A 15,322-nucleotide genomic window follows, 5' to 3' on the forward strand; every position below is an offset into this window, starting at 1 on the left:
CCGGGGCGGCTTTGACCTACAGAATTTTTTGCGTGCGCCACGCTTCATGGAATGGCGCCCGTCGCAGCATTGCGCGAGGAACAAGGGATGTTCTCACCGGCCAATCAGCCTCATTTCAAACTGACCATCGATGGCGCGGACAGCGATTTCCAGGTGCTGTCGTTCACCGGGAAAGAGGCGCTCAACACCCCCTTCGAGTTTGAGCTGGAACTGGTCAGTGAGAAAGCCTCGATCAACCTCGAAAGCCTGCTGCACAAACTTGTGTTCCTGCAGCTGTCGCCCAGCGGCACGGGGATTCACGGGCTGATCTACAGCATCGCCCAGGGCGAGGCCGGCAAGCGCCTGACCCGCTATAAAATCTCCCTGCGCCCGCAGCTGGCGTACCTCGCGCATCGGGTCAACCAGCGCATCTTCCAGCAGATGACCGTGCAACAGATCATCAGCAAGGTGCTGGAAGAACACGGCATTCTCGCCAGTGACTATCACTTCCAACTGAGCGCGATTTACCCGGAGCGCATCTACTGCGTGCAGTACGACGAAAGCGATTTGCATTTCGTCCAGCGCCTGTGCGAGGAGGAGGGGATTCACTACCACTTCCAGCACACCGCCAGCGGCCACAAACTGATGTTCGGCGATGATCAGACGGTGTTCCCGAAACTGGCGCCAGTGGCTTATCAGCAGGACTCCGGACTGGTCGCCGATCAACCAGTGGTCAAGCGTTTCGGCCTGCGTCTGGCGACCCGCACCAGCCGCACCACACGACGTGATTACGACTTCGTCAAACCGAAGATCGAGCTCGAAAGCGATGCCAAGAGCAGCGCTCAGCCGGATCTGGAGGATTACGATTACCCGGGGCGTTTCGTAGATCGCGAGCGCGGCAAGCACCTGGCCAATCGCGCACTGGAGCGCCATCGCAGCGACTATCGTCTGGCCGAGGGCAACAGCGATCAGCCGATTCTGGTCAGCGGGCATTTCCTCGCCCTCACCGAACATGCCAACCCGACCTGGAACGATCTGTGGCTGCTGACCGAGATCTTCCACGAAGGCAAACAGCCGCAAGTGCTCGAAGAGTCGGTGACCAGCGACACCACCGATAACAAGGACGATTTCCACCAGGGCTACCGCAACCGCTTCAACGCGATCCCGTGGGACGTGCCGTACCGGCCGCCGCTCGATCACCCGAAACCGAAAGTCCTCGGCACCCAGAGCGCCGTGGTCTGCGGCCCCGAGGGCGAAGAGATCTACTGCGACCAGTACGGTCGGGTGAAGGTGCAGTTCTTCTGGGATCGCGAAGGCGAGCACGACGACAAGACCAGTTGCTGGATGCGCGTGGCCTCAAACTGGGCTGCCGAAACCTTTGGCGCGATCAACATTCCGCGGGTCGGCATGGAGGTGTTGATCACCTTCCTCGAAGGCGATCCCGACCAGCCGCTGATCACCGGTTGCCTGTACCACGGCGCGAATCTGCCGCCGTACAAACTGCCGGACTTCAAGACCCTGGCCACGGTCAAGAGCAAGGAATACAAGGGCAGCCGCGCCAACGAACTGCGCATCGACGACACCACCAGCGAGATCAGCATCGCGCTGCGCAGTGATCACGGCGCCAGTGCGATCAACCTCGGTTACCTGACCCACCCACGCCCGAGCGGCGGGCAGCCGCGTGGCGAAGGTTTCGAGTTGCGCACCGATCGCCATGGCGCGGTGCGTGCCGGCGCCGGCCTGCTGATCACCACCGAGCCGCGCCCGAACGAGTCCAAGCACCACAAAGACCTGCCGGAAACCGCCGAGCGCCTCGCCACCGCCAGCGATCAGCAAGACGGTTTCGCCACTCAGGCCAAAGAGCTTCAGGCCCAGGAGGCTGGTGATCAGGACGATGTGGCCAAGGCGTTGCACGCGCAGCATCAAGGCGTGCTCGGCAGTGGCCCGGCGAACATGACTGCCAATGAATTCCCTGAATTCACCGAGCCGCATCTGGTGCTCGCCAGCCCCGCCGGTATCGCCCTGACCACGCCGCGCTCCAGCCACATCGCCACCGGCGAACACCTGGCGCTGAGCAGCACCGGGCACACCAGTTTTTCCATTGGCAAACGCCTGCTGGCCAGTGCCAGCCGTGGCATGCGTCTGTTCGTGCAAAGCATGGGCTGGCGTCTGGTCGCGGCGTCCGGCGACATCGACGTCAAGGCCCTCAAGGACAGCATCAACCTGCTGGCCAAACTCAACATCACTGCCAACGCCGACCGCATCACCATCACCGCCAAGACCGAACTGGTGATCCAGGGCGGCGGCAGCGCGACCACCTACAACGCCGGCGGCATCACCCACGCCACCACCGGCCCGTACACCGCGCACGCGGCGAACTTTGCCTACACCGGGGCGAAAAGTCTGGCCGGCGTATTCCCGGAACCGCCGAAACCGGGCAAGGGCAATCTGGAATTGTTCAACCAGTACGCCGGGCGCCAGGGCATCAAGGAAGGCGATTACGAAGTCATCGACGCCCTCGGCAAAAGCATCAAGGGCAAGCTTGACGCCAAGGGTTTCGCCAGCGTCGCCGGCGCCGCCCCAGGCCCCGCGCGTGTGTTGTTCGGCAAGGATCCGGCGGACACCTGGAGTGAGGGCAGCTACATCGGCAAAGCGGAGTGGCCGCTGAAACCGCCAGCCGCAGAAGACGTACCGAGCCAGGTGCAGGCGATGGTTGCGCAGGTTCTGCCGAACAAGAACTGGGACATGCTGGAGAAGGGCAAGGAACTGGCGCAGAGCGGCATGGGCGCCATGCAGACCGCACAGGGCGCGATGCAGACGGCGCAGCAGGTGAAAGGGGCGGTGCAGGGCGGGGTGGCCGGGTTGCCGAAACTTGCCAGTGCGGCGCTGCCGAGTGCATCGAGCATCCTCGGCGCAGCGAGCAAGGCAGGGAAACTGCCAAGCCTCCCGGCCCCGTCCTTGCCCAAACCATCGCTTAAGACGCCTGGCCTGCTAAATGGGGAGGTGCTCTCATGACTGAGACAGCCGTTGCCAAGAAGCGCGAGCCGCAGGTCGCTATCGTTCCGCTCAACACGCTGGACGTGCAGGACGTAGGTCGTGGTGCTGCCCGGTTTGATGCCTGGCTGCGATCCATCAGCGGTGGTGTCGTCACGCTCGATCGAATCAAAGGAGTTGCCGGGTCGCTGCCGGTTGTCGGCAACATCATGGCGCTGGTCGATGCGCTGGGCGATATCGTCACGCTTACCAGAAGCAAGCAGCGGGAGTTGCTTGATTGGGTCAGCCTGGGGATCAACCTGATCGGTGTTTTACCTGCGCCTCCGACGATGGCAGCTGCTCGTATGAGTTTGCGCCCGACCTTGTTTCTGGTACGTCAGGAATTGCGTAACAGCGTCAAGATGCTGTTGGGCGATTCAATGATCGAAGTGCTGGTCGGGCATTTGAACGCGACAATCGTCGGCACGATCGATGACTTCGTGAAACAGGCTCAAGGCAAACTCTCGGGCATTCTCGCCGATGCAGGAAAACTGGGCGAAAGCGCAGTCACCGAAATTGCCAAGGGTCTTGAGGCCGTTGTAAATGGCAAGCTTGATTCAAAAGGCGATGCGCGCGCGGCTGGACAAAAAATCACGGCGGCGGGCAATCAACTGCTCAGCGATCCCAAAGCGGCGATCAGTAATATCTTCGGGGCGGCATTCAGTGCCTACAAAGCCGTGGGTAAAGGGGTTGCCAACAGCGCGGCGAAGAATCTTCTGCCGGATCAGGCCAAAAAACTGGTGATGACGCACACCGGCTCATTGAGAGCGATGGGGCCTGAGATCAAAACCCAATTGAGCAAGTTGGGTGACCCGGGAACGCGTCATTCGATTGGTTGGTTGTTGCAAATGCTCAGCGGTGCTGTGGTGACGTGGCGCAAGCGTCGTGGGCATGGACAGAGTGCCAGCGTTAAACCCAACGCCACCAGTAAGGCGCAGAACAAGGCAGGTGAAGGACGACTCGAGGCCAGCAGCCATCAGGCTCCTGCTAACGCCAACGCCAATGGCAAAAAAAATGGTGCTTGTGCAGGTACTTGCAACAGCATCAGTTTTGCGTTGGGATCCGAGTCACTGAGCCATACCGATTTCAGCCTGCCGGGTCCATTTCCTGTCGAGTGGGTGCGCACCTACAGCTCCCGGTTCGATGCTTTTGACAATGGCGAATTAGGGGCACGGTGGGTAACAGAGTTTACGACCCGATTCGACTGCAAGGACGATGGACTGGTTTTTTTTGGAGCCGATGGTCGTAGCATCGATTTCCCCCTGCCCAAGCCAGGCCTCTTTCACTATGACCCCGTTGAAAATCTCACGCTGGTTCGTTCCGCTGAGGATCAACTGCTCGTTTGCTTCGGTTTCGAGCGCAAGGAAACCTATGTCCGTCGTGGTCGTTCCTTTTGGCTGACGGATGTCAAAATGCGCAGTGGTGCCGGGCTGATGCTGCATTACGAGCATCGTCATGGGGACGCCCTCGTATTATCCGACCTGATCACCTATCAAGGTGACGTCACGCAAGTCCACTTGCACGTCGGAACGCTGCTTGATGATCAAGGACGCTTGACCGGTCTCTGGGAGATTCGTGACGGCGCGCCTGTGCGGCAATTGTGTCGTTACCAATACGACCTCCATGGCAACTTGATCCAGGCGCAGGATGAAAACGGTGCGGCCTGGAGTTATCAGTATCAGCATCACCTCCTGACTCGGTATACCGATCGCACCGGCCGCGGTTTGAATCTGCAGTGGGATGGCCAAACATCGCACGCCAGGGCTGTGCGCGAGTGGGCGGATGACGGCAGTTTCGATACTCGCCTTGAATGGGACGAAAACATTCGTCTGACTTACGTCACTGATGCCCATGGCAACGAGACTTGGCATTACTACGACATCAAGGGCTATACCTACCGGATTCGCTATGCCGATGAACGTTCAGAGTGGTTCTTTCGCGATGATGCGAAGAACGTGATTCGTCACGTTCATACAGATGGCACCACCGATCGCTACAGCTATGACGAGCGCGGTAATTTGCTCGAGCACATCAGTCCTGACGGCAGTGTCGCTCACTACGCCTACGATGATCTCAACCAACTGATCAAGGTCAGTGATGCAGAAGGCGGTCAGTGGCAACGAGCTTACGACGACGCCGGCAATCTGGTGGAGTCGGTCGATCCGCTTGGCAACAAGACGGAGTACGCCTATGACAAAGCAGGTCAGTTGATCGCTATCAAGGATGCAATTGGCAACGAGAAAACGCTTGAGTACAACGTTGCCGGTCAGCTTCTCAAATATACCGATTGCTCTGGCAAGACCAGCGAGTGGGAATACAACGATCGCGGTCAGATGATCTACTTTACCGATGCAGCGGGGCAAAGCACCGAGTATCAGTACAAGGCCGGGCATGTCGCCTTGATAACGCATCCGGATAAAACCGAGGAGCGATTCGAGCGTGATGCCGAAGGGCGTCTGCTCGCTCATGTTGACGGTCTGGATCGCTGTACGACGTGGAGCTATAACGCGGCCGGTCTGGTTGCCGAGCGAGTAGACGCCTGCGAGCAAACGCTTCGTTACCGTTGGGACCTGCTAGGACGTTTGATAGCACTCGAAAACGAAAACGAGCAGCGCACCCGGTTTCACTATGATCCTGTCGGAAGATTGCTTGAGGAAAAAGGCTTCGACGGTCTTGCCACCCGCTATCAATACGACGCTGAGAGCGGGCGGTTGGCGAGCGCCATCAGCGGTGAGCGCATCATTTCGATGGCGTTTGACCCAATGGGGCGGCTTGTTGAACGCCATGCGAGCCTGGGCAATGCGACTCAAAGCGAATCCTTTGCGTATGACGGTAATGGCAACATGGTTTTGGCCACGAACGACCAGAGCCGGTTGCTGTGGTTCTATGATTCGGCCGGTAATCTGATCAGAGAGCACCAGCATTATCAGGATCTGGATACACCGCTCGTTGCCATCTGGAGGCATGAGTACGATGCCCTCAATCAGTGTGTCGCCACGACTCGTCCGGATGGCCATCGGGTGAGTTGGTTGACGTACGGCAGTGGGCATTTGCTCGCGTTAAAACTGGATGATCACGAACTGGTCGGCTATGAGCGAGATGATTTACATCGCGAAGTCGCTCGTTATCAAGGGAATCGCCTGCGCCAGACGCAAAAGTGGGATCCGGCAGGGCGGCTACAGGAGCAACTGCTCGGTCGAAGCGACGACAATTCGACGTTGCTCAAACGCCAGTACCAATATGATGCGGTCGGCCAGTTGACCGAGCTGAACGATACTCGTCGCGGATCGCTTACCTACCGTTATGATCCGGTCGGGCGACTGATCAGCGCAGCAAGTCGCCTCGGCGTTGAAAACTTCGCGTTCGATCCTGCCAGCAACCTGCTCGACGAGAAGGTGACAGAAGTGCGCCGGCCTCTTGATCAGGCCCCGGCACGTAGTCGGTTGGTAGACAATCTTTTACGCGAATACGTCGGTACTCATTACGAGTACGACGATCGTGGCAACCAGACATTGCGTTGGCATAATGGTCAACGCAGTCGATTGCAATGGGACCTGTTCGATAGGTTGGTGCATTTTGAGGATGATCGTCTTTCGGTCAGATACGCCTACGATGCCTTGGGTCGCCGGTTGTATAAGCACTCGACAGCCCATTATGTGAACCGTCCTGAAGCAGGTTCGCACTGGAATAAAAATGAGCAGGGGCGCATTCAGCGCTTGCTTGGCTGTGGTTTGACCTTGTACGGGTGGGACGGGGACAACCTTTCCTGGGAAAGCAGTCCAGCCCCTATTGATGGGGGGACAGGTCGCACCGTCCATTACGTTTATGAACCCGGCACATTCGTACCGGTGGCTCAAGCCCTCACACACGCCTCGATTGATCTGTTGAGTCAGCCTGAATATGTCGGCGGCGACAATCTTGAAGATGATCCGCTGTGGAGTCACGCTCCTGAAGCACAACCGTTCGATGCCCTGGCCTGGTATCAGTGTGACCATTTAGGCACACCATTGGAACTTACCGATCAAGACGGTGAGATCGCCTGGAGCGCTCAATACAAAGCGTGGGGGCAGGTGAAAGAACAGACATCAGCCTCGGCAGTGCGGCGCGGGCTGACTAATCCCATTCGTTTCCAGGGTCAGTACCACGATCACGAAACAGGCTTGCACTACAACCGCTACAGGTACTACGACCCCCATGTAGGTCGCTTCATCTCGAAAGACCCGATAGGTCTGATGGGCGGTATCAACCTTCATCAATACGCGCCTAACCCGACGCAGTGGGTGGATCCTTTAGGTCTGGTCAGAAAACCGCCATCCAAGCGCGCGCTGAAGGACGGTGCTGGAGCCTCCGCTAAAGACATCGCTGCGAGCAAGGTCGGCGGCGGTAGTCGGAAAGGACAAGCGGCATGTCGCAAAAAACTTATTGCCAAAAGCAAACCGGTGGGTGTGTACAAGTGCTGGCGGTGCGGGCATACCTCTAGCAATCCTGATGACATGCACTTGGGGCATAAGAATGTGGCGACCTCAAATGGGGGCAACCTTGCCGATGTCAACGTAGATCTTGAGGGCGCTTCGTGTAACCTGAGTGCGGGAAATAGCGGTTACGTGAAAGAAGGGATGTCGTGTGTCGAACGTGGAAGTTGTGGAGCGCCATATGGACGATAAAGAATTGCCTGTACTGATTCAGGTGTTTGTATCAGATGACGATGGCCCTGTATTCGAGGAGCTCCCTGCAATCGCGATGGGGCAGGATACTTATCAGCTGCTGTCCTCACCTGGTCTTGCGTTGAATTTAGCTCGAGGTGACATCATCTCGATAAAAAACAAAAACACTCACGCTGAAGTCCTGAAGCGCGGAGGAAATTTTTGTATTCATATTTACGCCGACTACATCCCCGAGGACGTCATTGCACAACTGGAAACTGATGTTGGCAATGAACTGGGTGGAACGCTGGATGGCGTTTTCGAAGGCAACCTGTCACTGGCTGTGCCGTCAAGCAATGGCATGGACAGCATCAATGCGTTTTTTGATCGGTTCCGCGAGAAAACCGGACTCGAATGGTATTACGCCAATATCTATAAAAACATTGATGATGAAGATGATGAAACGCTGCTCAATTGGTGGTTGCAGAGCTGACTGATAGACCAGCAGACGGCAGGTTCACGAGACCAGGATCAAGTCAAAGGAGTGACAACATGAAAGACGCCATTCGCTTGGGCGACGCCACCACCCACGGTGGCAAGGTGCTCGAAGCCTTCTCCCAAACCGATCTCAACGGCAAGCCTGTTGCCGGAGTCGGTCACAAGGTCAGCTGTCCACTGTGCAAAGGGGTTTTCCCGATTGCAGAGGGCAGCAGCACCTACACCGTTGATGGCACGCCCATCGCTCTGGACGGTATGAAAACCGCTTGCGGCGCTGCGCTGATTGCAAGCGGCCCGAAAGGGGCTGTGATCAGTTGAATCAACATGTACCGCATCGGCATATACCGGGCATCACCTGATGTTTGTTGCATGAGTGTTGGCAGGCCCAGGCCATCAATCATTTCTTTAAAGTCTCGAACTATCTTACGGATGAGATGCAGTCATGACGACTGAAACGCCTGTCGCGAAAGTACGTGAACCTCAAGTGGCGATCGTTCCGCTCAACACCATTGACATCAAGGATGTCGGACGCGGTGCAGCCAGATTCGATGCCTGGCTGCAATCGATCAGTGGTGGAGTAGTCACTCTTGAGCGCGTCAAGAACGTTGCCGGAGCGTTGCCGGTGGTGGGCAACATCATGGCCTTGGTGGATGCGCTCGGAGACATTGTTGTCCTTGCCAAAAGCAAGCAACGCCAGATTCTGGACTGGGTCAGCCTGGGTATCAATCTGATCGGTGTTTTACCGGCGCCACCCACAATGGCCTCGGCGCGTATGACCTTGCGTCCGACCTTGTCGCTGGTGCGTCAAGAACTTCGTAACAGCGCCAAGATGCTGCTGGGCGATTCGCTGATCGAAGTCCTGATCGGACATTTGAATGCCACCATTGTCGGTACGATCGATGACTTTGTAGAGCAGGCCAAGCCGAAGCTGGCTGAAATACTCGACAACGGCGGCAAGCTTGGCCAGAACGCGGTCAACGAAATCGCCAAGGGCCTGGAAACGGTCGTCAACGGCAAGCTTGATGCAAAAGGCGACATGAAGTCGGCGAGTGCCAAGATGAGTGCGGCCGGAGGTCAGTTGTTGCATGACCCCAAGGCAGCCATCAGTAATATTTTCGGCGCAGCCTTCAGCGCCTACAAGGCTGCCGGTAAAGGTGTTGCCAACAGCGCGGCAAAGAACCTGTTGCCGGACAGTGCCAAGGCTTTGGTGCTGAGCAATACCGGCATGCTTCGTACTATGGGTGTGGAGTTGCGCACTCAAATGAACAAGCTGGGTGATCCGGCTGTTCAGCATTCAATCGGTTGGCTGCTGCAGATGCTGGCAGGTTCTGTCATGAGCTGGCGCAAGCGTCGAGCACATGGTCAAGGGGCCAGCGTCAAGCCGGATACTACTTCAAAGACTCAGCACAGGGCTGGAGAGGGGCGGCTTGAAGCCAGCAGCCAACAAGCGCCAGCGACGCATAACTGCAAAACATGTAAAAACGGCGTCATGCCGGGCACGGTGCATAGCATCAGTTTTGCCCTGGGCTCTGAATCGCTGAGCCATACGGATTTCAACCTGCCTGGTGCATTCCCTCTCGAGTGGACACGCACCTACTGTTCGCGTCTGGATGCGTATGACGCCAGCGAGATGGGCGCCCGCTGGATTACGTCGTTGACTACCCGTTTTGACTGTGTTGGCGGGAGTCTGGTGTTCCATGACGCTGATGGTCGCAGCCACGACTATGTGCTGCCCGAGACAGGGCAGACTCACTACGATGCCATTGAAAACATGACGCTGGTACGGGTGACCGATGACCAGCTTCTGTTGTGCAGAGGGTTTGAACGCAAGGAAACCTATCTGCGTCGTGGACAACGTTTCGTGCTGGTCGGCGTGGTTTTGCGCAACGGTGCGGGAATCATGCTGCACTACGAGCATCGCCACGAAGGAATGCCGGTGCTGTCCGACCTGATTACCTATCAGGGTGATATGGCCGACGTCAGATATCACCTCGGCACCCTGCTTGATGAGCACGGTCGCGTAAAGGGGCTTTGGCTGATCAGCGACGGTGTTCCTCAGCGTCAACTGTGTGCCTATCACTACGACAGTGTCGGTGATTTGATTCAGGCTCAGGACGAGAACGGGGCGGCGTGGAGCTATGAGTACCAGCATCATCTGATCCGTCGTTACACCGATCGGACCGGACGGGGCATGAATCTGGAATGGCAGGGCACAGGCGCTGATGCGCGGGCCGTTCGCGAGTGGGCGGACGACGGCAGTTTCGACACGCGCCTTGAGTGGGACGAGAATATTCGCCTGACCTATGTCACCGATGCGTACGGTAACGAAACCTGGCACTACTACGACATTCTTGGTTATACGTACCGCATTCGCCATCCGGATGAACGTTCCGAATGGTTGTTCCGTGACGAAGCGAAAAACCTGATTCGACACGTACATGCTGACGGCACAACTGATCGCTTCATCTACGACGCGCGTGGCAACGTCGTCGAACATTTGCGTGCCGACGACAGCGTGCTGCATTTTGCCTACGACGATCTGGATCAACTGATCAAGACCAGCGATGCAGAAGGGGGGCAGTGGCAGCGTGCTTATGACGATCATGGCAACCTTGTGGAAGCAGTCGACCCCCTTGGTAACGTAACGGAGTTTGCCTACAGCGTGGCAGGGTTGCCGACAGCGATCGAAGACGCCGCCGGCAATGAGAAGAAGCTCGACTACAACGATGCCGGTCAACTGATCGAGTATGTCGACTGCTCAGGAAAGACCAGGGCCTGGGAGTACAACGAACTCGGACAGATGATCTGTTTTACCGACGCGGCCGGCCAGAGTACCGAGTACGGGTATCGACTGGGCCAGCTGGCCTGGATCAGGCACCCGGACAAGACCGAGGAGTATTTTGAACGAGACGCTGAAGCCCGGTTGCTCGCGCACACGGATCGTCTTGGCCGCTGCACTACCTGGAAATATACAGCTGCCGGTCTTGTAGCCGAGCGCATCGATGCTGATGAGCATACATTGGTCTACCGCTGGGATCGTCTCGGGCGCTTGCAGGCGCTGGACAACGAAAACGAGAGCCGGGCGCATTTCCTCTACGACCCGATAGGTCGCCTGCTGGAGGAAAAGAGCTTTGATGGTCGTATCACCCGCTATCGGTATGATTCTGATACGGGCCATTTGAGTCATATCGTCAACGGCGAGCGTGTGATTTGCGTGAGCTTTGATGCCATGGGACGCCTGATTGAGCGGCGCGCCAGTCAAGGTGAGAAATCGCAAAGCGAGCGCTTCATTTATGACGGTAACGGTAACCTGATCGAAGCCGCCAACGCAGACAGTCGTTTACAGTGGTTTCACGACCTGGCCGGCAATGTGCTGCGCGAGCATCAGCATTACCTTGGGCTGGACCAGCCCCCGGTAGTTGGTGTGTGGCAGCACGAGTACGATGTGCTCAACAATCGGGTCGCGACAGTTCGTCCGGACGGGCACCGTGTCAGCTGGCTCACCTATGGCAGTGGTCATTTGTTGGGGCTACGCCTGGACGAGCACGAGCTGATTGGCCTGGAGCGCGACGACCTTCATCGTGAGATTGTCCGGCATCAGGGCAACCACCTGCAGCAGACGCAAAAGTGGGATTCTGCCGGTCGTTTGCAGGAGCAGGTGCTGGGACGCAGTGAGGACGGTGCGACGCTTGTCAAACGGACATATCAATACGATGCCGCTGGTCAACTGACTGCGATCAACGATACCCGAAGAGGCGCGATTTCATACCGTTACGATCCTCTCGGTCGACTGTTGGAAGCAGCGACACGACAGGTGGTTGAAACATTCACCTTTGACCCGGCCAGTAATCTGCTTGATGAAAAGGCGAGTGAAATTCGACGACCACTGGACCGGTCTCCGCGCCAGGAGAGGCAGGTAGACAACCTGCTACACGAGTACGAAGGTAATCAGTTCACATACGATGAGCGCGGCAACCTGGTCGAGCGTCTGCAAAACAATCAGCGGAGCTTCCTGCAATGGGATCTGTTTGACCGTTTGGTGCGATTTGAAGATCAACGCTTGTCGGTTGAATTCGCCTATGACGCTCTTGGACGTCGTCTTCACAAAAACTCTGTCGCCCATTCCAAGGGGCGTCCCGAGGCGGGGTCGCACTGGAACCGGAACGAGCATGCACGCATACAGCGAGAGTACGGCTGTGGCTTCACGCTCTACGGCTGGGACGGTAACCGACTTGCCTGGGAAAGCAGTGCCGCGCAACTGGATGGCGGTGCCGGACGCACGGTGCACTACATTTTCGAGCCCGGTAGTTTCGTTCCTGTAGCACAGGCCATACGACATGCCCCGATTACACTGACGAATCAGTCTGAGTATCAGGGAGAGTACAGCCTGGATGACGATCCGTTGTGGAATCGCAAGGTCACGGTTCAGCCAATTGACGTTTTGCTCTGGTATCAGTGCGATCACCTGGGTACGCCTCAGGAACTGACCGACTCTGAGGGGCAGTTGGTCTGGACGGCTCAGTACAATGCATGGGGGGCGATATCGGAGCAGCAATCGCAATCGGCCCGACAAAGTGATGTGAGAAATCCTATAAGATTTCCGGGGCAGTACCATGATCATGAGACCGGGCTGCATTACAACCGGCATCGTTACTATGACCCGGCGGTGGGTCGATTCGTCAGCCAGGATCCGATCGGTTATGCGGGCGGTCTGAATTTCTACACCTATGGTCCGAACCCTACAGGGTGGGTGGATCCGATGGGCCTGACGGGGGTCGATGTCTATCGGGCCATGAAAACCGACGAAAGAGGAAAGCCCATTGCTGACTCGACCGCGCGTGGCCTAGGGGTACGTCCTGTGGATATTCCAGTTGATAAAGATGGGAACGTTCATCCCAATACCGGTGGGATGTCCGTAGCGCCGGATACTCCGCAAAACCTGCCGGATCATCGGCGCCCCTCCACGTTACCCGGCGGAACCGGCAAAGACAGCGCCTGCAAATTGAATACCGCTTCACTTCCGGAAAGTCTTCGTTACGTGCAAGACAAAAAAACTCACGGAACCATTCAGCCTAGTAAGGCCATGCCACTTTCTGATTACCAGAAGGCACTAGGGTCGACGGCTGAGCATTGGGAGAAACAATGATGAAAACGCTTGATAAACCGTTGGACGATGAACTGTCCGGCGCATTGAGGAGGGGGGATGATCTTCTTTCGATACGGGAAATCCTGCTGAAGTATCGAGATAAGGGTTTTTCGGCTATATCGGTTAATGAACTGTTGGGGTCAATGCGCGGTGATGCCGATGAAGCGTTGGAGGATCGGATTCTGGAGGTGATGGATATCGTTACCGGGTTTTGTGCGCCAGCTCTGGAAGTCTGGTAAACGGCGGTTTTGGAATTGAGAAGTTCACTGGAAATCTGGGGAATGAGCATGAAAAACACTGCTGTGATCCTTGCACTGACCGCCACTTTCGGCCTCTGCGCCCTGGCCCGCGCAGAAGCGCCAGATCCCGCTACCCTGAAAAGCATGTATGACAGCGGTCGCAACATGTCGGGCCTGATCAAGCATTGCGTCGACAAGGGCTACCTGAAAGCGGACAGCACGGAAAACGCCAACAAGATGGTGGCGTTCGTTGCGAATATGCCGGGCGCGTTCGACAAGGCTGATGGCGACAAGAACGAAAGTCTCGGTCGCAAAGGCGAAGTGTTGGCCGACGGTCAATACAAGAGTCTGCAAGGCAACCTGCCGCCGGATCTGAGCCTCAAGCAATGGTGCGAGCAAGCGGATCAAGGGATGCGTGAGGGGCTCAAGCAAGTCGGCTTGTAAACTACATCGAAGAGAACACTTGCCATGAAATCCGAAATACCACCCACCGACGCTTCGGCACTCATCGACGCTCGAATCGCTGAACTGGCCGATTGGCGTGGTGCCATCCTCGGCGAGATTCGCAAGGTTATTCATCAGGCCGATCCCAAGGTGGTGGAGGAGTGGAAGTGGCGCGGCGTTCCGGTGTGGTCGCGGGGCGGGATCATTTGCACCGGGGAGACCTACAAGACGGCGGTGAAGATGACCTTCGCCAAGGGCGCGGCGCTGGCTGATCCTGCGGGGTTGTTCAACGCCAGCCTTGAGGGCAACACCCGCCGGGCGATTGATTTTCATGAGGGCGACACGGTCGATGAGCAGGCCTTGAAAGCGCTGATTTGCGAGGCGATTGCGCTGAATCTATCGAAGTGAATCGTGGCGTTTGCCTTGGCTCAGAAATAACTGGCTGTTTTAAAACAATTTTTTTTGCACTCAGGGCTTCCCAGATCAAAAAAAGGTTGGTAAATTGCGGCCCATTCTCGCAGAGCTTGTTACAGAGCTTGAGATACAGGGGCGTCGCCAAGCGGTAAGGCAGCAGGTTTTGATCCTGCCATGCGTTGGTTCGAATCCAGCCGCCCCTGCCATATTCAGAAAAAACGCCAGTCCGAAAGGGCTGGCGTTTTTTTATGCGCGCGATTTGTGGCTGGGGCTGACAGTTGCCTGAGCCGGAGCGGGGGACTGATGTAAACTGCCCGCGCGAAAGTCCCGGCGGGTTATTGGCCGGCGACCCTCAATCTCTCCAGACAAGAGACTTTCATGGCTAATCAAGACCTCAGCTTCACCCCTGATCCGGATGCAGATTCGATTTCCTCCGACGTCGTCGGTTTCAACGGCATTCTGGTTTCGACCCAGATCCCGACCCGCGCCGACGGCAGCCTGGAGCTGGGCGATATCACCCTGCAAAGCGAATGCACCCTGCAGGCGCTGAAAGTGGCGCTGGAGCGGGCCGGCAGTTCGATGGATCGCGTGATGCACCTGACCATCTACCTCACCGACATGGCCGACCGTGCGGCGTTCAACGAAGTCTACAAGCGCTTCTTCGCCAAGCCATGGCCGGTGCGCGCCGCTGTGGGCGTGGCGTCGTTGGCGGTGGAAGGCATGCGCGTGGAAGTCACCGCAATGGCCGCCAAGGCCTGACCGCCCCCTGTAGGAGTGAGCCTGCTCGCGATAGCGGTAAATCAGCCACCATCAACGTTGACTGTGCCACCATCATCGCGAGCAGGCTCACTCCTACAGGAGACTCTCGTGTCGGATTGGAGCGAGGTCATCTGCCACTTGGCAGCACAGGCGTGCCGCTCGGGCGT

9 protein-coding genes and 1 tRNA gene are annotated in these 15,322 nt (G+C 57.2%); all 10 read left to right on the forward strand.

Annotated features, from left to right (window positions below):
- Positions 1 to 87: 87 nt before the first annotated feature.
- The 10 genes from AC3WMV_RS20380 to AC3WMV_RS20425 all read left to right on the forward strand — a co-directional run bounded on the left by AC3WMV_RS20380 (position 88) and on the right by AC3WMV_RS20425 (position 15,155).
- Positions 88 to 2,994: a type VI secretion system Vgr family protein gene (locus tag AC3WMV_RS20380; RefSeq protein ID WP_103367592.1), complete on the forward strand. Its 2,907-nt coding sequence runs from the start codon at positions 88 to 90 to the stop codon at positions 2,992 to 2,994.
- Complete coding sequence (locus AC3WMV_RS20385; protein ID WP_103367591.1) at positions 2,991 to 7,676, forward strand: RHS repeat-associated core domain-containing protein; 4,686 nt, start codon at positions 2,991 to 2,993, stop codon at positions 7,674 to 7,676. Before AC3WMV_RS20380 ends, AC3WMV_RS20385 begins: the two co-directional genes overlap by 4 nt.
- Entirely contained in the window at positions 7,666 to 8,148 is a 483-nt protein-coding gene (locus AC3WMV_RS20390; protein ID WP_103367590.1) for a DUF4265 domain-containing protein, read from the forward strand. The genes AC3WMV_RS20385 and AC3WMV_RS20390 overlap by 11 nt, the downstream gene beginning before the upstream one ends.
- A 59-nt stretch (positions 8,149 to 8,207) precedes the next feature.
- On the forward strand, positions 8,208 to 8,471 hold the full coding sequence (locus tag AC3WMV_RS20395; RefSeq protein WP_097089969.1) for a PAAR domain-containing protein: 264 nt from the start codon (positions 8,208 to 8,210) through the stop codon (positions 8,469 to 8,471).
- Between the two features lie 124 nt (positions 8,472 to 8,595).
- Positions 8,596 to 13,299: an RHS repeat-associated core domain-containing protein gene (locus AC3WMV_RS20400; RefSeq protein WP_103367589.1), complete on the forward strand. Its 4,704-nt coding sequence runs from the start codon at positions 8,596 to 8,598 to the stop codon at positions 13,297 to 13,299.
- Positions 13,299 to 13,538, forward strand: coding sequence for a hypothetical protein (locus AC3WMV_RS20405; RefSeq protein WP_256214455.1), 240 nt, complete (start codon positions 13,299 to 13,301; stop codon positions 13,536 to 13,538). The genes AC3WMV_RS20400 and AC3WMV_RS20405 overlap by 1 nt, the downstream gene beginning before the upstream one ends.
- Before the next feature lie 48 nt (positions 13,539 to 13,586).
- Positions 13,587 to 13,982 carry a hypothetical protein gene (locus AC3WMV_RS20410; RefSeq protein WP_097090104.1) on the forward strand — a complete coding sequence of 132 codons (396 nt, stop codon included), beginning with the start codon at positions 13,587 to 13,589 and terminating at the stop codon, positions 13,980 to 13,982.
- Positions 13,983 to 14,006: 24 nt separating this feature from the next.
- Positions 14,007 to 14,390: a DUF1801 domain-containing protein gene (locus AC3WMV_RS20415; protein WP_103367588.1), complete on the forward strand. Its 384-nt coding sequence runs from the start codon at positions 14,007 to 14,009 to the stop codon at positions 14,388 to 14,390.
- A gap of 137 nt (positions 14,391 to 14,527) precedes the next feature.
- Positions 14,528 to 14,602: transfer RNA gene (locus tag AC3WMV_RS20420), tRNA-Gln, on the forward strand.
- Between the two features lie 172 nt (positions 14,603 to 14,774).
- Entirely contained in the window at positions 14,775 to 15,155 is a 381-nt protein-coding gene (locus AC3WMV_RS20425; protein ID WP_003224376.1) for a RidA family protein, read from the forward strand.
- Positions 15,156 to 15,322: the final 167 nt, after the last annotated feature.

It is taken from the genome of Pseudomonas sp. FW305-3-2-15-E-TSA4 (assembly GCF_058787295.1).

Coding starts and splice junctions, on each gene's coding strand:
- AC3WMV_RS20425 (WP_003224376.1), top strand. CDS start 14,775: ATGGCTAATCAAGACCTCAGCTTCACCCCTGATCCGGATGCAGATTCG.
- AC3WMV_RS20405 (WP_256214455.1), top strand. CDS start 13,299: ATGAAAACGCTTGATAAACCGTTGGACGATGAACTGTCCGGCGCATTG.
- AC3WMV_RS20395 (WP_097089969.1), top strand. CDS start 8,208: ATGAAAGACGCCATTCGCTTGGGCGACGCCACCACCCACGGTGGCAAG.
- AC3WMV_RS20390 (WP_103367590.1), top strand. CDS start 7,666: ATGGACGATAAAGAATTGCCTGTACTGATTCAGGTGTTTGTATCAGAT.
- AC3WMV_RS20415 (WP_103367588.1), top strand. CDS start 14,007: ATGAAATCCGAAATACCACCCACCGACGCTTCGGCACTCATCGACGCT.
- AC3WMV_RS20385 (WP_103367591.1), top strand. CDS start 2,991: ATGACTGAGACAGCCGTTGCCAAGAAGCGCGAGCCGCAGGTCGCTATC.
- AC3WMV_RS20380 (WP_103367592.1), top strand. CDS start 88: ATGTTCTCACCGGCCAATCAGCCTCATTTCAAACTGACCATCGATGGC.
- AC3WMV_RS20400 (WP_103367589.1), top strand. CDS start 8,596: ATGACGACTGAAACGCCTGTCGCGAAAGTACGTGAACCTCAAGTGGCG.
- AC3WMV_RS20410 (WP_097090104.1), top strand. CDS start 13,587: ATGAAAAACACTGCTGTGATCCTTGCACTGACCGCCACTTTCGGCCTC.